Origin of the sequence: Polaromonas jejuensis NBRC 106434 (assembly GCF_001598235.1) — a bacterium.
Taxonomy (GTDB): Bacteria; Pseudomonadota; Gammaproteobacteria; order Burkholderiales; family Burkholderiaceae_C; genus Polaromonas; species Polaromonas jejuensis.
This window is the reverse complement of record NZ_BCYO01000037.1, coordinates 1-18,515: the sequence shown is the minus strand read 5'-3', so window position 1 is coordinate 18,515 and position 18,515 is coordinate 1. Positions and strand designations below refer to the sequence as shown.

The following is an 18,515-nucleotide window of genomic DNA, read 5'->3' as shown; positions in this document are numbered from 1 at the left end:
CAATGGCTCTACGTGTGTTTCACCACCGCTTGCCCGACTGGTTTTCCAGCAAGGGCTTGACCTTCTCCGAAATCGCTTCGCGCGCCCTGAAAATGCGCGACCGCACCGTTCCGATAGGGCAGTTCATGGCTTCCGAAATCTCTTCGTAACTCAGCCCTTCTATCTCACGCAAGGTAATGGCCTGGCGAAGCTCTTCCGGTAACGCCTCCATGGCCGCATTGACCATTTCCGCTATTTCCTTGCTGGCCAGCACGGCATCTGGTGTTTCCGGGCTTGTTAGTTCGTTTTCCAGCGGGGAAGTTTCATCGTCATCCGCGGATTTGAAGGAATTCTCGGAAACGGTCGGATCACGCTTGAGGTCCATCAGGGCTTTTTTGGCGGTATTGACCGCAATCCGGTACAGCCAGGTGTAGAACTGGGCCTCGCCCCGGAACTGGGCCAGCGCCCGGTAAGCCCGTATAAAGGTTTCCTGGGCAATGTCTTCGACCAGATCGACATCGCGAACCATGCGCCCGATCAGGCGTTGAATGCGCCGCTGGTACTTGATGACCAGCAGCTCATAGGCTTTCTGATCGCCCGCAAGCGTGCGCTCGACCAGCATGGCATCGCTGTCGGTGGCCTTCTCGGCGGGCAGCAGTGGCTCATCGGCGCTCATGGTTTTATGGGGTCGACATCAACGGGTGGGGGCACAGTGCCCGATACTGCCACAGCCGGCATTGGCTCTGCCTGCGGCAAGTCGTGCTGCGGCAAGCGGGCCGGTGACTTTCGCGGGGAATAGACGGCACGGCGCAAATCCAGCCAGCGCTCCGGCATCGCCTTTCGCTCTACCCACAGCCACAACCTGGCATGGGCCTGGTTCTCGAGCCGGAGCAGCAGCACATGCTGAAAATCGGCAATCACGGAAAGGGCGTATTCGGCAACGCCCGTCTGGTAACTTGAACTCTCCCAGCGCCAGACTTCACCATCCCAGGCCAGCTGGCCGGACGGAACGTTTTTCCACCCCGCATAGGCTGCCAGGCCGGCGCCCAGCACAGCGATACCGGCTGACATCATGCGCCAATCCAGATGGCGGGTGACGTAAAAATAAAGCCCTGCCAGCAACAGGCCAGCCAACCACAAGCTCAGCAACAACCCACCCTGGAAACGAGAACGCCCCAGCGGATAGACAACCGGCGGGGCGTTGTGCGTGGTCAAGGCTTCAGTGGCTCGGCAAGTGCTTGAGGAGTGGGACTCGGGCCGCGTCAGGCGCGCTTGAAAACCAGGGTGCCGTTGGTGCCGCCAAATCCGAAATTGTTTTTCACCGCCACCTCGATGTTGGCGTCCCGCGCCGTGTTGGCGCAGTAATCCAGATCGCACTCGGGGTCCTGATTGAAGATATTGATGGTCGGCGGGATTTTCTGGTGATGCAGCGCAAGCACCGTGAACACAGACTCAATACCACCCGCGCCACCCAGCAAATGACCGGTCATCGACTTGGTCGAGCTGACCATCAAGCTCTTGGCGTGACTGCCGAAAGCCGCCTTGATGGCATTCGTTTCGTTCAAGTCACCCAATGGCGTCGAGGTGCCGTGGGCATTGAGGTACTGCACTTCGTCGGCATTGATGCCGGCATTGTTCAGCGCGTTGGCCATGGAGCGGCGTGGACCATCAATGTCCGGAGCCGTCATGTGGTACGCATCCGCGCTCATGCCGAAGCCAATTACTTCAGCGTAAATTTTGGCGCCGCGGGCCTTGGCGTGCTCGTACTCTTCCAGCACGACAACACCACTGCCCTCGCCCAATACAAAACCGTCGCGGTCCTTGTCCCAGGGGCGTGAAGCCGTCTTGGGATCGTCATTGCGGGTTGAAAGCGCGCGGGCCGCCGCAAAACCGCCCACGCCCAGAGGCGAGACTGTGGACTCAGAGCCGCCGGCAATCATCACATCGCAATCACCGTACTCAATCATGCGCGCCGACAGACCAATCGCATGAAGGCCGGTGGTGCAGGCCGTGACCACGGCGACATTGGGCCCCTTGAAACCGAATTTGATCGACACATGCCCGGAAATCATGTTGATGATCGATGCGGGCACAAAAAATGGGGAAATACGGCGTGGGCCGCGGTTCATCAGTTCGCCATGTGTCTGCTCGATCATCGGCAAGCCGCCGATACCCGAACCGATATTGCAACCAATGCGGGTAGCGAGTTCATCGCCGAGTGCCTCGCCCGTGGGCAAGCCACTGTCGGCCACCGCCTGGCAGGCCGCGGCCAGGCCCAGGTGAATGAAGCGGTCCATGTGCCTGGCTTCTTTTTCAGGGATGTAGTCCGTGATGTTGAAGCCCTTGACCTCACCCGCAAATTTGCAAGCCAGGTTGCTTGCATCAAATTGCGTGATCAGGTCAATACCGGGCGTCCCGGCAAGCAGATTGGACCAGGAATCGGCCACGTTATTCCCTACCGGGGTAACACAACCCAGACCTGTCACGACGACACGACGACGGCTCATTCAAAAATCCTGAAAAAAACCTGAAAAGGCCGCGAATGGCTTTTCAGGCTTGATGTTGGCAAAGGCGAAGACATGAAAAGCCGCAATGGCCTTGCGCCTCAGCCCTTTTGATGGGTGTTCGCGTAGTCAATCGCGTTCTGGACGGTGGTGATTTTCTCGGCGTCTTCGTCGGGAATCTCAATGCCAAACTCGTCTTCCAAAGCCATGACCAGCTCTACGGTGTCAAGCGAGTCAGCGCCGAGATCAGCCACAAAGGCTTTTTCATTGGTAACTTGACCCTCTTCCACGCCAAGTTGTTCGGCAATGATTTTCTTAACACGTGCTTCGATATCGCTCATAGTTCCCTCTGAGGGTTGTAAATTAATCCGTGATTTTACCGCGTTAGAGCTGTCGCCCTAAGCGCCGGGCCGGACGGATAAAAACCGGCTTCGATTTTCCTGTGTTTTACCACCGTGAACCCGCTGTTTTCATGAAACCACGGGCTCGACAATTCTCACGTCTACATGTACATGCCGCCGTTGACATGAATTTCCTGGCCGGTGATGTAGGCCGCCTGCGGGCTGGCGATAAACGCCACCGCATGCGCAATGTCCTGCGGTTTGCCGAGATGGCCCAGCGGAATCTGGCCCAGGAGCGCTTTTTGCTGCTCTTCAGGCAAATGGGCCGTCATGTCGGTTTCAATAAAGCCTGGCGCCACGCAATTGACCGTGACATTACGGGAGCCCAGCTCGCGTGCCAGTGCACGCGTCATGCCGGCCACGCCCGCCTTGGCGGCCGCGTAATTGGACTGGCCGGCGTTGCCGGATGCGCCCACCACCGACGTGATGCTGATGATGCGGCCGTAGCGCTGCTTCATCATGGTGCGCATCACCGCGCGGCTCATGCGGAACACTGCCTTGAGGTTGGTGTCGAGCACCGCATCCCAATCGTCATCCTTCAAGCGCATCGCCAGCATGTCGCGGGTGATGCCGGCATTGTTCACCAGGACCTGCAAGCCGCCGTATTCCTTGACGATGCCGTCTATCAGCGCCTCGGCCGCTGCCGCATTGTTCACATTCAGGTTCTTGCCGGTGCAACCCGGAAATGCAGCCAGGACATGGCTGATTTTCGCGGCACCCTCATCGCTGGTGGCTGTGCCTATCACCTTCAGACCCTTTTGGGCCAGCTCCAGTGCAATGGCAGCGCCTATGCCGCGCGATGCACCAGTGACCAGCGCAACCTGTCCTTCAAACTTCACTTCGTTCATGCCAGCATCTCCTTCACTTCGGCCAAGGAGGCCGGATCAAACAAGGGCGCACCCGTCAATTCGGGATCAATTCTTTTGACCATGCCGGCCAGCACCTTGCCTGGCCCGCATTCGACCAACGTGCTCACGCCGCGCGCCTTGATGGCCCTGACGCACTCTACCCAGCGCACCGGGCCAAACGCCTGCTCATAAAGCGCCGCGCGAATACGGTCAGCGTCCGTCTCGACGGCGACCTCGATGTTGTTGATGACAGGAATCCGGGGCGCCGCAAAGTCGACGGCCGCCAGTTTTTCCTTGAGCTTCTCGGCAGCCGGCTTCATCAGGCTGGAATGAAATGGCGCGGAAACCGGCAAGGGCAAGGCACGCTTGGCGCCATTGGCCTTGAGAACTTCACAGGCCTTTTCCACGGCGGCCTTGCTACCCGCGATGACGGTTTGCAGGGGGTCATTGAAATTAACCGCTTCCACCACCTCGGAGGTATTGAGTCCAAATGTTCGAACAGCCTCGGCACAGCCGTCAATGACCTTGGCCGCATCCATGCCGAGAATCGCGGCCATCGCACCCACGCCCACAGGCACGGCGTCCTGCATGGCCTGCGCCCGAAAGCGAACCAGCGGCGCGGCTTGCGCAAGAGACAATACACCCGACGCCACCAGCGCGGAATATTCGCCCAGCGAGTGACCGGCCACCACGGATGGCGCGGCGCCGGTTTCAGCCATCCACGCCCGGTAAGCCGCCACGCCCGCCACCAGCATCACGGGCTGGGTATTGGTCGTCAAGGCCAGCGCCTCTTTAGGGCCGTCCTTGATCAACCGGCCAACGTCCTGATCCAGCGCATCGGAGGCCTCGGCCAGTGTTTGGCCTATGACGGGGTGGTCACCCCACGCATCCAACATGCCCACGGACTGTGAACCTTGGCCGGGAAAAACAAAAGCAAACGATTTCAAATAACTACTCCATTGATCATGATCTTCAAGCCCTGAAAATATCAGCACGCATTTTAAGAAAACGAGCAGCGGCTACTCCAGAATCGGCGGCGGGCACATCAGCGCGACATATCCGCCGTGTGCGCCGCCGTCCGGCGAACGCTGGCCCACAACTTCAGCCAGCCAAATTGGGCGCACTGAAAAAGCGCCGCCATGGCCAGCCACGGGTCCATGAGATAGTCCCACAGATTGGTGGATTCCAGCAAACCGGCCGTCCATGCCAGCAAGGCCAGGGCGACCAGCATAGGCAACAGCCGCAGGCCTTTGAGCCAGAAGATCAAAGACACTGCGAACAGGGCCGACCACAAACCCCATGTGCCCCATCCCGCGCGGTAGGCATCCCAGTCACCCCAGCCCAGCGCGAGCGGGTATAAAAACAAGGCCGCTGCGGCGACCACGCCATTCAAGGCCATCCATTCCCGCGTAGCGATCGCGCGGGACCCGCGCAAACGCTCCCACAAACCCAGACCGACCAACGCCACCAGGGTGATGCTCAGGTCTGAACTGATGCCGCGCACATAGGCCAGCAGCGGCAACCGGGCCGCGCCCACCGGGCACCACAAAAGGAAAAAGCAGGCGGCAGTGACCCATTTGACCCAGGGCCGGACTTGACCCAAATCCCGTCGCCAAGCCAGCAGGCGCAAAAGCCCGGCGCACAGCACCAGATCAATGCCCAGCAGGGCCGCCAGATCAGTGAGGGGCGGAAGCATGAGGGGAAACTGCGGGAGCAGCCGGAACATGTTGGAGGGGATCGAACCGCACATGCTTGATACGCGTGCGGTGCCAGGTGTACACCAGATGGATATAGCCATCGCGGCTTTGCAGCAGATAAGGGTAGGAAAACTCCTGCGAACAGCTGTCGGCGCCGCACAGCTGGCGCTTGGCACTCGCCACATAGGCCTGAGTTTGCGTTTCGCTGGCCCCGCGGGCCCTGAGTTCGCCGCTCAATATCCGCTCATAGTCACCCGTGGACAGGCGTGCTTGGGGCGTGGGGGACTTCTCCACGATCCACGGCTGCATGCCATCGAAACTGCCCCCTGTGCTTGCAGACAACAGCGCCAGCGTTTCACGGTTTCTGGGGGCGGGGTTCAAGGCCAGCCACTGCGTGCCAGAGCGGCTCACGACGCCGGCCAGCGCTGAATCCGGATTGGGCCAGGTGGTTGGCGCGGCCTCCGACCAGCTCTTGCCCGCATCGCCAGTGGCGGAGGCCATCAGGGCTTGCGCATTGCCCGAGCGCATATACACCTGCGCCTGCTCCGGCCCGGCGACCAGCAGCACCGGTTGCAGGCTGGTCTGACTGCCGGGAATGCGAACCTTGTCGATCACCTGCCCTTCAGAGCTGATTCGCAGGACTTCGGCAAATTTGGTCACGAATTCGTGGTAGACCGGCAGGCCGATTTCGCCGTTCTGATAGACGACAGGCGCCCCCTTGACGAGGGTGCTGATATTGAGAAAAGGCGAGGTCACCAGTCGACGGGGCTCGCTCCAGCTGAGGCCCTCATCCGTGGATCGCGACCAGGTGATGGCACTGCCCGCCCAGCCACCCAGGGAAACATTGACCATCCAGAGGCCCAGCGATCCGTCGGGCGCGCGGGCAATCACCGGGTTGCCCAGTTTTTTGACATAGCGCCAAAGTCCGTGCTGAGTTTTTTGCCGGTCGAAAAGCGTGCTTTCCGCACCCCAGCGCAGGGTCGCGGCATCCATCACCGCGGTCCGGACGGCTACGTCGCCCGCCCCTTCGCGCGAACCGGAAAACCACACCGCCCGCAGCCGACCATCGCGCAACTCGACGAGGGAGGCGGCATGCACCGCCTGGCCTGGCGCCGAGGAGACAAATCCGGCATCAAACCGGAAACGGCCGTCAGGTGACAGTTGCTGCGTACTGTTGGCTGAAGTAACTTTGGGCGCATCAGCCGGAATGCCGGCAGGCATTGCGACCTGCGGGGGCAGGCTCGCAAAATTGGCGGCAGGCGCACGCCCAAGAATTTTCCAGCCGGACAGGGCAAAGGCAAGCACCAGCAATAGCGCCGAAAAGCGTCCCATGCCGTCGGTCATGCCTGAGCGTTTGGGACTCAAGCGGCCACCTGTCTGCGAGAGGCGGGCAGATGGATGGAGGCCGTCATCTCAGTAATTGAGAAGCACCGCACCCCAAGTGAAACCACCGCCCACGCCTTCGAGCATGAGGGTGTCGCCTTTTTTGACTTTGCCGCTGCGCACGGCCGCGTCCAGCGCCAAAGGGATAGACGCCGCCGAGGTGTTGCCATGCTCGTCCACCGTGACAATCACTTTTTCAAATGGCATCTTCAATTTTTTGGCGGTGCTCTGCATGATGCGGATATTGGCCTGGTGCGGAATCAGCCAGTCGATATCGGCTTCCGTCAAGTTCGCCTTGGAGAGCGTGGCGCGGGCAGCGCTTTCGAGCACCCCCACGGCCAGCTTGAACACGGCCTGCCCATCCATTTTGAGAAGGGGATCGCCCAGGACCTGGCCGCCCGAGACGCTACCGGGAACGCACAGGATGCCGACATGCTTGCCATCGGCGTGCAGGTCGCTGGCGAGGATGCCCGGCGTGTCCGAAGCCTCCAGCACCACCGCACCGGCGCCGTCACCGAACAGCACGCAGGTGGTCCGGTCGGAAAAATCGAGAATGCGCGAAAACACTTCCGCGCCTATCACCAGCGCCTTGCTGGCCGAACCGGTTTTGATCATGGCGTCGGCCACGGTCAGCGCATAGACAAAGCCGCTGCAAACCGCCTGAACGTCAAAGGCCGGGCAACCGGCAATGCCCAGCTTGTTTTGCAAAATGCAGGCGGCCGATGGAAACACCATGTCCGGCGTGGAGGTCGCCACAATGATGAGGTCGATCTCAGACGCCTGCAGGCCGGCCGCCTCCAGCGCCTGTTTGGCCGCCTCCATGCCCAGGTCGCTGCTGGTCACGTCGGGGGCGGCGAAGTGCCTGGCCCGGATGCCGGTGCGCTCCACAATCCATTCATCGGAAGTTTCAACGCCCTTGGCGGCCAGTTCGGCCGCCAGATCAGCGTTGGTCAATCGGCGCGGGGGCAAATAACTACCAGTGCCGGTAATGCGTGAATAACGGGTCATTAATTAGTGTGCCGCTGTTGAAGCTGTTGAGTCAACTGGCATTGAAGAGACTGCAGCCACGCCTTCGGTGACAGGGGCTACTCGCGCCGCCACCAGCAAAGGGGCGGCATGGGCGATGCGTTCGCGAACTCTCTCAAGCAGGTTGTTCCGAGCCGCATCATAAGCCCGATTGAGCGCCCGCTCAAAAGCAAATGCATCCGCCGAACCATGGCTTTTGAAAACCAGCCCTTGCAGGCCGAGCAATGCAGCGCCGTTGTAACGCCTATGATCAACGCGGTTTTTAAATGCAGTTAAAACAGGATAAGCAACGATAGCAGCAAGTTTCGTAAAAATATTGCGGGAAAACTCGGCCTTGATGAAACCACCGATCATGCTGGCCAAGCCCTCGCTGGCCTTGAGCGCCACATTGCCCACAAAGCCATCGCACACCACGATATCTGTGGTGCCCTTGAAAATATCGTTACCCTCGACATTCCCGTAAAAATTTAAATCACCGGAATTAGAGGCGGATCGCAGCAATTCACCAGCTTTTTTTATGACTTCGCTGCCTTTAATCGCTTCTTCGCCGATATTAAGCAGCCCGACACTGGGTGCGGGATTGTTCGTAATGGACGCCACCAGCGCAGAACCCATGACGGCGAACTGCAGCAAATGGTCTTCCGTGCAATCCACATTGGCACCGAGGTCCAGCACCGTGGTCGCACCACCGGCGGCATTCGGCAGCTGCGTGGCAATGGCCGGCCTGTCGATACCGTCCATGGTTTTGAGCACGTAGCGCGCAATAGCCATCAGGGCGCCGGTATTGCCGGCAGACACGGCCGCCTGGGCGACACCGTCTTTGACCTGATTCATCGCCACGCGCATGGATGAATTCTTTTTGCGCCGCAAAGCGATTTCTATCGGATCGTCCATGGTGACGATCTCGCTGGCGGCCACGATCTGGCAGCGGTCGTGCGATTGCAGCCTGGCGTGCAAGGGATGCGCCGCCAATACCTCCGGCCGCCCGACCAGCACCACCGAGGCATCAGGATGGCCCTCCAGAAATGCCAGGCTGGCTGGAAGGGTAACGGCGGGACCGACATCCCCCCCCATGGCGTCGACAGCGATCCTGATCATGAGAAGACCGGTGCAGTCAAGATTGGAATTTTTGGCAAAAGAAAGGCCCGCAGGGCAAGTGCGGGCCAGTACTCAAAGCGTGAAGTTACGCTTCGGATTTGGTTTTCAGCACCTTGCGGCCACGGTAAAAACCGGTGGGGCTGATGTGGTGACGCAGGTGGGTTTCGCCCGTGGTCGATTCCACGGCGATACCTGGCACGGTCAGTGCATTGTGCGAACGGTGCATACCGCGCTTGGAAGGTGACTTTTTGTTCTGCTGGACGGCCATGTTCCGCTCCTGAGGGGGTGTAGGGTTGGTAAATTACGCACTACACATAGCTAGGACCGTATGGGGCCGTCTCACTACGTTGGTACGCGAAGCCTTAGATTATAACTTGATACGGCTTACTTTTCATCCAGGCCCATTTGCCGGCTCGATGGGCGTGCAAGCACGCCACATTGGAACTCAAAATTAGTACCAAATAATTACTTTTTCTTTTTGAGCTGCGACAGCACGGCAAAGGGATTTGGCTTCCCGGCGGCCGCCCCCGCCATCTCGGAATCACCCGCGCGCAGCACAGGCGCGACGGGGCACTCGTCATGCATGGGCACCAGCGGCAAGGCCATCAGCAACTCGTCCTCCAGTACCGAGAGCAAATCAAATTGCGGCTCCATCACCAGCAGGTCTTCTTCGGACTGGTCGTCTTCCGCCATGGCAATGTCTTCGTCGCTGACAAAGCGATACCACTGGTCCACCTCCAGGGGCGTCTCCACCGCGCCCATGCAACGCTGGCAGGTCAGTGGCACCGAGGTCCTGGCCTGCAAATGCAGCCACACCTCGTCATCGGCGCCGGCGCGCGGCCGCAATTCGGCCCTGGCTTCCCAGCTTACAGAAGAATCAGGCTGCAGCCCTTGCGTTTCCTGCGCAAGGCGCTCCATATTTTGCAGCAACGTGGTTTCGATGAGCGGCACGCCATCCTGGGCGAAGGCCTGCATATTGAGCCGATTGGCTTGTAGGGATCTGGACATCCGTGCAGTGTAAGAGAATCGGAGCATGAACCCTGCATCCGCTCCCGCCGCCACAGCCTCCCGCCCCCCCGCAAGCCGCCCTCTGGTACTCGGCTCGACCTCACGCTACCGCCGCGAATTGCTGCAACGCCTGCAAATCCCGTTCGACGTCGTAGCACCCGATGTCGACGAAAGCCCCTTGCCCGGTGAAAGCCCGCGCCGGCTGGCCGAGCGGCTGGCACTGGCCAAGGCGCGCGCAGTGGCCAGCCTGTTTCCCCATGCCGTGGTCATTGGCTCCGACCAGGTGGCCGACCTCAACGGCGCGCCGCTGGGCAAACCCGGCACGCATGAAAGGGCCAGCGCCCAATTGCGCCAGATGCGGGGACAGACCGTGGTGTTCCAGACCGCAGTGGCCGTGGTGTGCCAGGAGAGCGGCTTTGAACAAATCGATCTGGCCGCCGTCAAGGTGAAGTTTCGCGACCTGAGCGATGAAGACATAGAGAACTACCTGCGCGCCGAGCAACCCTATGATTGCGCCGGCAGCGCCAAGAGCGAAGGCCTGGGGATTGCGCTGCTGGCATCTATCGACAACGACGATCCGACCGCACTGGTCGGGCTACCCCTGATCCGTACCTGCCACATGCTTCAGGCAGCCGGCGTCGCCCTGCTGGCAGGCCGTAAGGACAAGCCATGAGCAGCACCCAGGACAGCCAAGGCAAGCTCTACCTGGTGCCCGCACCGCTGGATTTTGGCTGCGCCGTGCAAGCCCCGCTTCAGGATGTGATGCCTTTGCGGACCATCAAAGTCGCCGCCCAACTCTCCAGCTGGATTTGCGAGAACGCGAAAAGCACGCGCGCCTATTTGAAGCGCATAAATGAGCTGCAGCCCTTATCAACCGTGCTTCAGTCGCTACAAATTCAGGAACTACCCCGAGAAGTTCACAAAAAAGGCGACCACGCCGGCAATTTCGATGCCCGGCCGCTGCTGGCTGCCGCCCTGAAAGGCCAGGACATCGGCCTGGTCAGCGAGGCCGGCATGCCCGCCATCGCCGACCCGGGTTCGTCGGTGGTGCGTGCCGCCCATGACTTGGGCCTTCAGGTGGTGCCGCTGACCGGCCCCATGTCGCTGATGCTGGCCTTGGCGGCCAGCGGCCTGAACGGCCAGAATTTTGCGTTTGTCGGCTACTTGCCGCAAGACGGCGGCGAGCGCAGCCAGCGCATCCGGGAACTCGAATCACTGGCCCTGAAAACCGGCCAGACCCAGTTGTTCATTGAAACGCCTTATCGCAACGCGGCCCTGTTGCAGGCACTGCTGCAAACCCTGCAGCAAAACACCCGGCTGGCGCTGAGCTGCGGCCTGACGATGGACAATGGCTGGTCGCGCAGCGCGCTAACCAGCGCCTGGAAGCGCGACCGGCCGGATGCGCCGCTGGATTTACCCACGGTTTTTTGCATAGGCCGCTGAAACAAAAAAAGCCCGCGGACCGCGGGCTTTTTGATGGGATGGATAGCGCCTAGCGGATCGAAGGGACCACCTTGAAGGCCTTCATGGCGCCCTCACCCATGGCCGCGCCAAACTTCTTGGCCAGGCGCTCGGCCACGTTGTCGCGGCGCGTGTAATCAATGATCTCCTCGGTCTTGACCACTTCGCGCGCCACGTAATCCAGGTTGCCCAGCTGGTCGGCCAGACCCAGTTCCACGGCCTGCTGGCCGCTCCAGAACAGGCCGCTGAACATCTCGGGCGTTTCCTTCAGGCGCTTGCCGCGGCCGGCCTTCACCACCGCGATGAACTGCTGGTGAATCTGGTCCAGCATGCCCTGTGCGAACGCACGCTGCTTCTCGCTTTGCGGGGTGAAGGGATCGAGAAAGCCCTTGTTTTCACCGGCGGTCAGCAGCCGGCGCTCCACGCCCAGCTTCTCCATCAGGCCGGTAAAGCCGAATCCGTCCATCAGCACGCCAATGCTGCCCACCACACTGGCCTTGTCGACGTAAATCCTGTCGGCCGCCACGGCGACGTAATAAGCCGCCGAGGCACAGGTTTCCTCCACCACGGCATAGACGGGTTTTTTGTACTTGGCCTTCAGGCGCAGGATCTCGTCATTCATCATGCCGGCCTGCACCGGGCTGCCGCCGGGCGAGTTGATCAGCAGCACCACGGCCTTGGAGCCTTCGTCTTCAAACGCCGCATGCAGCGCCGCATTGACAAACTCGGCACTGGCATCGGCGCCCGCGGCGATTTCACCCTTGATCTCGATCACCGCCGTGTGCGGCACGGTCGTATCGCTCGTGGGCGTGCCGCGGTGCAGGGCCATCCACACGAGAAAGATGAAAAAGGCCAGCCAGGACAGGCGCACAAAGGTTTTCCAGCGCCGCGTGGCTTTTTGCTCATTGAGTGCGGCAAACGCCAGCTTCTCCAGCGTGGCCCGCTCCCAGCCTGGCGTGCTGGAAGGGTCGGTGTCAGCCAGTTTTTTTTCTGTCATTTCAGGGGGCGGGTTGGGCGGATTGAGGGAAGCCTCGGGCGGATGCGGCTGAAATCCCGGTTCCTTGGGGGGCTCAAAAGAAGGCTCGGTATTGCCGGGGCGGTTGGGATCATTCATGGTCGCTAGTTTAGAGAGGTATTAGAACGCCAACGGCTTGAGGTTATAGGCCGAATGCCAATAAACGACACCATTATTTTCCGAAAGCGTGATTTTGATCAGGCCGCCGTGGCACGGTCCCCCCGCGCATTGCCCGGTATCGGGCCGGTAAGCCGCACCGTGGCTGGCGCACAGCAACCAGTCGCCACTGTCGTCAAACACCCGGTTGGGCTGCCAGTCCAGTTCCATCGCCACATGCGTGCAGCGGTTCAGGTAGGCATGGGGCTGGCCCTGGTAGCGCACGGCAAAGGCCCGGCAGGTCTGGCCCGCATAGTTGACATCAAAGGGCACAGCCTCCCCGCCCTCCCGCAGATCGCGGGTATTGCAAAGAGGCAGCAATTCGTTCATGGCTGAAACAAAAAAGCCGTGTGCCCGGGTTGGTCAGGCGTTGGCAAGCAGCCAGTCATGCAGTTCCCGCACCGAATGGGCGACATGGCGCGGTGCCAGGGCCGCAAAATCGTCGGGCTCATGGGCGCCGTAGCTCACGCCGACGCTGGGGCAGGACGCGTTGAGCGCCATCTGCAGGTCGTGCGTGGTGTCGCCAATCATCAATACCCGGTCCGGCGGAACGCCAAACTCCTCCATCAGCTCGTGCAGCATGCGCGGATCGGGCTTGCCGGCCGTCTCATCGGCGGTGCGGGAGGCATCAAAAATGCCCTTGAGTTCCGCGCTTTGCAAGGCCTCGTCGAGTCCGCGCCGCGACTTGCCGGTGGCCACGGCCAGCCAATGGCCGCGCGCCTTGAGGCTATCGAGCAGCGGCAGCACGCCCTCAAACAGGATGATGTCGCTTTGGTGCGTCATGTAGTGGTAGCGGTAGCGCGCGCCCAGTTCGGGGTATTTTTCCGGCGGCACATCGGGTGCGGCGTGGGCCAGGGCCTGCATCAGGCCCAGCCCAATCACATAGCCGGCGGCCTTGTCGGTGGGCACCGTGCCGCCCACATCGCGCACCGCGGCCTGGATGCAGCGCACGATGATCTTGGTCGAATCAAACAGCGTGCCATCCCAGTCGAAGGCGATCAGGTCAAAGTTTCGGGTGTGCATCGGGCTATTGTCGCCGGCCGGAATGTCCACTGCCGGGCCTCAGGCGTTTTCCGGGCGTGAGGGCAAAAACTGCTGCAGCTCATCGGGCAGCGGCGCTTCCAGATGGATGGTTTTCCGGGTCTTGGGATGGTTGAACTTCAGGCTCCAGGCATGCAAAAACATGCGTTTCAGGGACGCCGCGCCGGTGCCGGATTTTTGCAGCGCCTTGTTCAATTCAAAATCGCCGTATTTGTCATCCCCGGCAATCGGATGGCCTTCATGGGACAGGTGCACCCGGATCTGGTGCGTGCGGCCGGTCTTGATGGTGACTTCGAGCAGCGTGAACGGGGTGGCGGGCGCCGCCGGATGGGCGGCAAATTCCGATTTGACCTTCACCAGCGTGACGGAGCGCATGCCGTCGGGATGGTCATTGGGCACCACCTTGACCCGCCGTTCGCCGTCAGGCAACAGGTATTTGTGCAGGGCCTTGTCGATGACGCGGTGATTCGCCGGCCAGTTGCCACCGACCAGCGCCAGGTAGACCTTGTCGGTTTCGCGCTCCCGGAACTGTTCCTGCAGCAGCTTCAGGGCCATGCGGCGCTTGGCAATCAGCAAAATGCCGCTGGTCTCGCGGTCCAGCCGGTGCACCAGCTCCAGAAAATCGGCCTCGGGCCTGGCCATGCGCAACTGCTCGATGACGCCAAAGCTCACGCCGCTGCCGCCGTGCACGGCCACGCCGGCAGGCTTGTCTATGGCCAGCACGAAATCATCCTCAAAGAGAATCGGAAATTCACGCGAGGGCGCATAGCCGCCCACGGTGGAACTGGCGCCGTGCCGCGCAATTTCCTGGGCCATGGCCTGGGCTTTTTGCTCGGCCCGCTCCGAGGTCCGCACCGGCGGCAGGCGCACGATATCCCCGGTTTCCACACGGGTATCGGCCTGCGCCCGGCCCTTGTTGATGCGCACCTCGCCGCTGCGGATGATGCGGTAGACATGGGTTTTGGGCACGCCCTTGAGCTGGCGGATCAGAAAATTGTCGAGTCGCTGGCCGGCGTAATCTTCGTCCACCGTCACCAGCGTGGCCTGGGGCACCTGGGCGGCCTGCGAAGGGATTTGGGGGGCAGTCACGGCTTGGGGCGAGGGTTTGGCGACGGCAACAGACTTGCGAACAGGCGTATTCGCCGGTCGTCTTGCCTTGCCCGCAGCTGCCCCTATAATGTGTTTCACTAGCGATGTGCTGTAAGTAGTTGATTTGTCTGGAGTTTAGTCCACACGAGTCCGGTGCCGATGAAAAGGCGCACAAACAGCCGCGCTGGAAGGTCGATGCCATGCCGGCAATTGCCCGCAAGCGACGAGTGCCAGGCACCTCGCGGCGGGGGTTTTGCACGGTAGACGAGTCGACGTTTTGCGAACACAACTACGGAATACCATGTGTGCAGCCCAAGTCACGCAACCAATCGTGCACAACAGGCTGCATGCGGATCCAGCTGAGATCAAGTCCTGAACGGGTAGCCCTCTGATGACAACACTGGTCAGTCTGATTTATATATGCCTGCGGCGCTTCACGACATTCGTGGGCCCTGCATTCGGCATAAATCAGCCTGCAGCCCTTGTACAGCGGGCGCAAGAAGCTATTATTTCAATAGCACACACCTGTTTGACCCCTGCTCACTCCATCCATGCGCCTACGCCCAGACCACTTGGCTGACTGATTTTTCAGTCGGCCTGCGTGCAGTCAAAAGCTCTCCGGCAATTCCCCACGTTCGCATTGCGTCTTCCTGGCGTCGTTGGCCCATTTCGGGCCTGTAAATTCGAGACATCGAAACGAAGAACGATAAAGGAAAGCTAGCCATGAAACGGATGCTGGTAAATGCCACTCAGGCCGAAGAACGCCGACTGGCCATTGTTGACGGACAAAAACTCCTCGACTACGAAATTGAAATTGAAGGGCGCGAGCAGCGCAAGGGCAACATCTACAAGGCCGTCGTCACCCGCGTCGAGCCCTCGCTGGAAGCCTGTTTTGTCGACTACGGCGAAGACCGCCACGGTTTTCTGCCGTTCAAGGAAATCTCCAAGCAGTACTTTGCACAGGGCGTGCCGGTCAGCCAGGCGCGCATCAACGATGTGATCCGCGAAGGCCAGGAACTGCTGGTCCAGGTCGAAAAGGAAGAGCGCGGCAACAAGGGCGCGGCCCTCACGACCTTTGTGTCGCTGGCCGGCCGCTATGTGGTGCTGATGCCCAACAACCCGCGCGGCGGTGGCGTGAGCCGCCGTATCGAGGGCGATGACCGGGCCGAGCTCAAGGAAGCCATGGACCAGCTCGAATACCCGGGCGGCATGAGCATCATCGCGCGCACCGCCGGCATAGGCCGCAGCGCGCCCGAGCTGCAGTGGGACCTGAACTACCTGCTCAAGTTGTGGAATGCCATCGACGGCGCCTCCAAGGGCGGCAAGGGCGCCTTCCTGATATACCAGGAATCCAGCCTGGTCATCCGCGCCATCCGCGACTACTTCAACAGCGACATCGGCGACATCCTGTTCGACACCGATGACGTCTACGAACAGGCGCGCCAGTTCATGGCGCACGTGATGCCCGAGCACGAGCACCGCGTCAAGCGCTACCGCGACGACGCGCCGCTGTTCAGCCGCTTCCAGATCGAACACCAGATCGAATCGGCCTACGCCCGCACTGTGCAGCTGCCTTCCGGCGGCGCCATCGTGATCGACCATACCGAGGCCCTGGTCTCGGTCGACGTCAACTCGGCCCGCGCCATCAAGGGCGGCGACATCGAGGAAACCGCCACCCGCACCAACCTGGAAGCCGCCGACGAAGTGGCGCGCCAGATGCGCCTGCGCGACCTGGGTGGCCTGATCGTCATCGACTTTATCGACATGGAAGAGTCGCGCAACCGCCGCGATGTGGAAAACCGCCTGCGCGATGCCCTGCGGCAGGACCGCGCCCGCGTGCAGTTCGGCACCATCAGCAAGTTCGGCCTGATGGAAATGAGCCGCCAGCGCCTGCGCCCTGCCCTGTCCGAAGGCGCTTCGATTCCCTGCCCGCGCTGCGGCGGCTCCGGCCATATCCGGGACACCGAAAGTTCGGCACTGCAGATTCTGCGCATCATCCAGGAAGAGTCCCTCAAGGACAGCACCGCCTCGGTGCTGTGCCAGGTGCCTGTGGATGTGGCGTCTTTCCTGCTCAACGAAAAGCGCTCCGAAATCGGCAAGATCGAGCTCAAGCAGCGCATCAACGTGCTGCTGGTGCCCAACAAGACCCTGGAAACGCCCAACTACCGCCTGGAACGCCTGAAACACGACGACCCGCGCCTGGACAACATCGAGGCCAGCTACAAGCTGGCCGAAGAAGTTGAAGATCCAACCACGGTGACCCGCCGCAGCCAGGAAAAGCAGAACAAGCAGGAACCCATCATCAAGGGCGTGCTGCCCGATGCACCGGCCCCTGTAGCCCCGCCCAAGCCGGAAGCCGTGGCACCCGCCTCGACCAAAAAGGCAGCGCCCTCTGCGCCCGCCGCAATAGCGCCGGCCGAAAAGGGCTTGTTTGGCTGGATCAAGACCCTGTTTGGCGGCGCACCAGCGCCGGCGGCAGCGCCTGTCGCCCAGGAGGTGAAAAAGGACGAGCGCGGCGAAGGCCGACGCGAGGCACGCCCGGACGGACGTGGTGAACGTTCGGAGCGCGGCGAGCGTGGCGGACGGGATGGCCGGCGCGGTGGCCGCAGCCGCGGCGAGGGCCGTGGTGCTGAGGGTCGCCCGGAAGGTCGTCCGGCAGAAGGCCGCACCGATGGCCGCACTGAGGGACGTGGCGACGGTCGCGGCGGTGAACGCCGTGAACGCAGTCCTGAGGGACGTGCCGAAGGCGGCCGCCAGGAACGCCCTGCCGGTGAGGCCCGCGCCGACCGTAACGAGAGCCAGCCGCGCACCGAAAGCCGTGAAGGCCGCAACCGCCGTGAACGCGGTGGCGAGCGCGCTGAGCGCAACATCCCGCGCGATGCTGTCGAGCAGGACCTCGCACTCGCCAACCAGGCCGCCATGGCCGCGGCCATGGGTGGCGATGCCGCCGAACCGCGCCAGGAACGCCCCGCCCAGGAAGCCGGCCGTGATGGCGAGCGCCAGCCAGGCGCACGCGGCGAAGGCCGCCGTGAACGCGGTGAGCGTGGCGAGCGCAGTGGCCGCCGCAACGACCGCCGTGGCGAACGCGCCGAAGGCAGTGAGGACCAGAGCGCAGTTCCCGAGGCATTGGCCGGCAACCTGAGCGCTGAAGCCGCGCCACTGGCCGCTGCCACGCTGGACGAAGCCGGCAACGCCCCGGCAGCGGCCCAGAACGGCCAAGCCGAAGAGCAGCGCCAGCCCCGCGAACGCCGCACCCGTGACCGTTATGGCCGCGACCGCCGTGAACGCGGCGAGCGCAACGGGCAGCCCGCCGAAGTCAACGCCGAGTTTTCGGAGCCCAATCAGGCGCCAGCCCAGCAAGAACGTGCGCCAGCAGCTACGGAATTTGTAGCACCTGTGGCCGCCCCAGCGCCCGCCTTCGCAGCGGCCGTGCCAGCCCCTGCCCCCGTGCAGGCGCCAGCAGCGGTTCCGGTTGCGGCCAACGCCCTGCCCAAGGTTCAGTCCTACGACTTGCCTTTGCAGGACCTGGCCCAGGTGGCCGAGGCTTCGGGTCTGCAGTGGGTCAACTCCGATGCCGCCAAGATTGCCGAGGCGAAAGCCGCCATCGCCGCCGAAATCAAGCCCATCCATGTGCCGCGCGAGCGTCCACCGCTGGCCGTGTCGGATGAAGGCCCGCTGGTGCTGGTCGAGACCAAGCGCGATCTGGGCGCCATGGCGCTGCCCTTTGAAAAGTCGATTGACTGAACGCCAGACCGGCAGATAGCTCCCCCTGAAAAAGGCCCGCCCAAGCGGGCCTTTTTCTTTGCGCT

At 61.7% G+C, this 18,515-nt stretch carries 19 protein-coding genes; 3 read left to right on the top strand and 16 right to left on the bottom strand.

The features are described 5' to 3' along the window. Nucleotides 1-19: 19 nt before the first annotated feature. The 12 genes from rpoE to PJE01S_RS22190 all read right to left on the bottom strand — a co-directional run bounded on the left by rpoE (nucleotide 20) and on the right by PJE01S_RS22190 (nucleotide 9,944). Nucleotides 20-655 carry an RNA polymerase sigma factor RpoE gene (gene rpoE / locus PJE01S_RS22245; RefSeq protein ID WP_068835906.1) on the bottom strand — a complete coding sequence of 212 codons (636 nt, stop codon included), beginning with the start codon at nucleotides 653-655 and terminating at the stop codon, nucleotides 20-22. Next, nucleotides 652-1,194 (bottom strand): hypothetical protein, encoded by a 543-nt coding sequence (locus PJE01S_RS22240; RefSeq protein WP_068835905.1) that lies wholly within the window; start codon nucleotides 1,192-1,194, stop codon nucleotides 652-654. Before PJE01S_RS22240 ends, rpoE begins: the two co-directional genes overlap by 4 nt. Nucleotides 1,195-1,241: 47 nt before the next feature. Continuing rightward, nucleotides 1,242-2,486 (bottom strand): beta-ketoacyl-ACP synthase II, encoded by a 1,245-nt coding sequence (fabF, locus tag PJE01S_RS22235; protein WP_068835904.1) that lies wholly within the window; start codon nucleotides 2,484-2,486, stop codon nucleotides 1,242-1,244. Between the two features lie 98 nt (nucleotides 2,487-2,584). After that, a complete protein-coding gene (gene acpP, locus PJE01S_RS22230) occupies nucleotides 2,585-2,824 on the bottom strand; it encodes an acyl carrier protein (protein WP_068835903.1) in 240 nt (79 codons plus the stop codon). Between the two features lie 161 nt (nucleotides 2,825-2,985). Next, nucleotides 2,986-3,732, bottom strand: coding sequence for a 3-oxoacyl-ACP reductase FabG (gene fabG, locus PJE01S_RS22225; protein WP_068835902.1), 747 nt, complete (start codon nucleotides 3,730-3,732; stop codon nucleotides 2,986-2,988). Further along, nucleotides 3,729-4,679 (bottom strand): ACP S-malonyltransferase, encoded by a 951-nt coding sequence (gene fabD / locus PJE01S_RS22220; protein WP_084389709.1) that lies wholly within the window; start codon nucleotides 4,677-4,679, stop codon nucleotides 3,729-3,731. Before fabD ends, fabG begins: the two co-directional genes overlap by 4 nt. Before the next feature lie 98 nt (nucleotides 4,680-4,777). Next, nucleotides 4,778-5,428: a hypothetical protein gene (locus PJE01S_RS22215; protein ID WP_068835918.1), complete on the bottom strand. Its 651-nt coding sequence runs from the start codon at nucleotides 5,426-5,428 to the stop codon at nucleotides 4,778-4,780. Next, complete coding sequence (locus tag PJE01S_RS22210; RefSeq protein WP_245660928.1) at nucleotides 5,409-6,794, bottom strand: sialidase family protein; 1,386 nt, start codon at nucleotides 6,792-6,794, stop codon at nucleotides 5,409-5,411. Before PJE01S_RS22210 ends, PJE01S_RS22215 begins: the two co-directional genes overlap by 20 nt. A 48-nt stretch (nucleotides 6,795-6,842) precedes the next feature. Beyond that, nucleotides 6,843-7,820 carry a beta-ketoacyl-ACP synthase III gene (locus PJE01S_RS22205; protein ID WP_068835901.1) on the bottom strand — a complete coding sequence of 326 codons (978 nt, stop codon included), beginning with the start codon at nucleotides 7,818-7,820 and terminating at the stop codon, nucleotides 6,843-6,845. Nucleotides 7,821-7,823: 3 nt separating this feature from the next. After that, complete coding sequence (gene plsX / locus PJE01S_RS22200; RefSeq protein ID WP_068835900.1) at nucleotides 7,824-8,936, bottom strand: phosphate acyltransferase PlsX; 1,113 nt, start codon at nucleotides 8,934-8,936, stop codon at nucleotides 7,824-7,826. A gap of 85 nt (nucleotides 8,937-9,021) precedes the next feature. Next, nucleotides 9,022-9,204, bottom strand: coding sequence for a 50S ribosomal protein L32 (gene rpmF, locus PJE01S_RS22195; protein WP_007873878.1), 183 nt, complete (start codon nucleotides 9,202-9,204; stop codon nucleotides 9,022-9,024). A 197-nt stretch (nucleotides 9,205-9,401) separates the two neighbouring features. After that, entirely contained in the window at nucleotides 9,402-9,944 is a 543-nt protein-coding gene (locus PJE01S_RS22190; protein ID WP_068835899.1) for a YceD family protein, read from the bottom strand. A 25-nt stretch (nucleotides 9,945-9,969) separates the two neighbouring features. On the opposite strand from PJE01S_RS22190, the gene PJE01S_RS22185 reads away from it, so the two are divergent. Both PJE01S_RS22185 and PJE01S_RS22180 read left to right on the top strand, forming a co-directional pair. Then, the gene (locus PJE01S_RS22185; protein WP_068835898.1) at nucleotides 9,970-10,617 is read left to right on the top strand and encodes a Maf family protein; all 648 of its coding nucleotides are present in this window, start codon (nucleotides 9,970-9,972) and stop codon (nucleotides 10,615-10,617) included. After that, nucleotides 10,614-11,387 (top strand): SAM-dependent methyltransferase, encoded by a 774-nt coding sequence (locus tag PJE01S_RS22180; RefSeq protein WP_068835897.1) that lies wholly within the window; start codon nucleotides 10,614-10,616, stop codon nucleotides 11,385-11,387. Before PJE01S_RS22185 ends, PJE01S_RS22180 begins: the two co-directional genes overlap by 4 nt. Nucleotides 11,388-11,436: 49 nt before the next feature. On the opposite strand, the gene PJE01S_RS22175 is transcribed toward PJE01S_RS22180, so the two are convergent. From PJE01S_RS22175 to PJE01S_RS22160, 4 genes are read right to left on the bottom strand one after another with little or no spacing between them, the layout of a single operon-like run. Beyond that, nucleotides 11,437-12,519 carry a S49 family peptidase gene (locus tag PJE01S_RS22175; protein WP_068835896.1) on the bottom strand — a complete coding sequence of 361 codons (1,083 nt, stop codon included), beginning with the start codon at nucleotides 12,517-12,519 and terminating at the stop codon, nucleotides 11,437-11,439. 21 nt (nucleotides 12,520-12,540) lie between these two features. Then, the gene (locus PJE01S_RS22170; protein ID WP_068835895.1) at nucleotides 12,541-12,906 is read right to left on the bottom strand and encodes a Rieske (2Fe-2S) protein; all 366 of its coding nucleotides are present in this window, start codon (nucleotides 12,904-12,906) and stop codon (nucleotides 12,541-12,543) included. A gap of 33 nt (nucleotides 12,907-12,939) precedes the next feature. After that, nucleotides 12,940-13,599 (bottom strand): HAD family hydrolase, encoded by a 660-nt coding sequence (locus PJE01S_RS22165; RefSeq protein WP_068835916.1) that lies wholly within the window; start codon nucleotides 13,597-13,599, stop codon nucleotides 12,940-12,942. A gap of 39 nt (nucleotides 13,600-13,638) precedes the next feature. After that, nucleotides 13,639-14,706: an RluA family pseudouridine synthase gene (locus tag PJE01S_RS22160; protein WP_068835894.1), complete on the bottom strand. Its 1,068-nt coding sequence runs from the start codon at nucleotides 14,704-14,706 to the stop codon at nucleotides 13,639-13,641. Between the two features lie 723 nt (nucleotides 14,707-15,429). Between PJE01S_RS22160 and PJE01S_RS22155 the strand changes: the two genes are divergently transcribed. Continuing rightward, complete coding sequence (locus PJE01S_RS22155; protein ID WP_068835893.1) at nucleotides 15,430-18,450, top strand: Rne/Rng family ribonuclease; 3,021 nt, start codon at nucleotides 15,430-15,432, stop codon at nucleotides 18,448-18,450. Nucleotides 18,451-18,515: the final 65 nt, after the last annotated feature.

Excerpts from the sequence above, each read along its gene's own strand:
- PJE01S_RS22205 (WP_068835901.1), bottom strand. The coding sequence starts at position 7,820 with ATGACCCGTTATTCACGCATTACCGGCACTGGTAGTTATTTGCCCCCG.
- rpoE (WP_068835906.1), bottom strand. The coding sequence starts at position 655 with ATGAGCGCCGATGAGCCACTGCTGCCCGCCGAGAAGGCCACCGACAGC.
- fabG (WP_068835902.1), bottom strand. The coding sequence starts at position 3,732 with ATGAACGAAGTGAAGTTTGAAGGACAGGTTGCGCTGGTCACTGGTGCA.
- PJE01S_RS22175 (WP_068835896.1), bottom strand. The coding sequence starts at position 12,519 with ATGAATGATCCCAACCGCCCCGGCAATACCGAGCCTTCTTTTGAGCCC.
- PJE01S_RS22190 (WP_068835899.1), bottom strand. The coding sequence starts at position 9,944 with ATGTCCAGATCCCTACAAGCCAATCGGCTCAATATGCAGGCCTTCGCC.
- plsX (WP_068835900.1), bottom strand. The coding sequence starts at position 8,936 with ATGATCAGGATCGCTGTCGACGCCATGGGGGGGGATGTCGGTCCCGCC.
- acpP (WP_068835903.1), bottom strand. The coding sequence starts at position 2,824 with ATGAGCGATATCGAAGCACGTGTTAAGAAAATCATTGCCGAACAACTT.
- fabF (WP_068835904.1), bottom strand. The coding sequence starts at position 2,486 with ATGAGCCGTCGTCGTGTCGTCGTGACAGGTCTGGGTTGTGTTACCCCG.
- PJE01S_RS22155 (WP_068835893.1), top strand. The coding sequence starts at position 15,430 with ATGAAACGGATGCTGGTAAATGCCACTCAGGCCGAAGAACGCCGACTG.
- PJE01S_RS22180 (WP_068835897.1), top strand. The coding sequence starts at position 10,614 with ATGAGCAGCACCCAGGACAGCCAAGGCAAGCTCTACCTGGTGCCCGCA.
- PJE01S_RS22170 (WP_068835895.1), bottom strand. The coding sequence starts at position 12,906 with ATGAACGAATTGCTGCCTCTTTGCAATACCCGCGATCTGCGGGAGGGC.
- PJE01S_RS22215 (WP_068835918.1), bottom strand. The coding sequence starts at position 5,428 with ATGCTTCCGCCCCTCACTGATCTGGCGGCCCTGCTGGGCATTGATCTG.
- PJE01S_RS22165 (WP_068835916.1), bottom strand. The coding sequence starts at position 13,599 with ATGCACACCCGAAACTTTGACCTGATCGCCTTCGACTGGGATGGCACG.
- rpmF (WP_007873878.1), bottom strand. The coding sequence starts at position 9,204 with ATGGCCGTCCAGCAGAACAAAAAGTCACCTTCCAAGCGCGGTATGCAC.
- PJE01S_RS22185 (WP_068835898.1), top strand. The coding sequence starts at position 9,970 with ATGAACCCTGCATCCGCTCCCGCCGCCACAGCCTCCCGCCCCCCCGCA.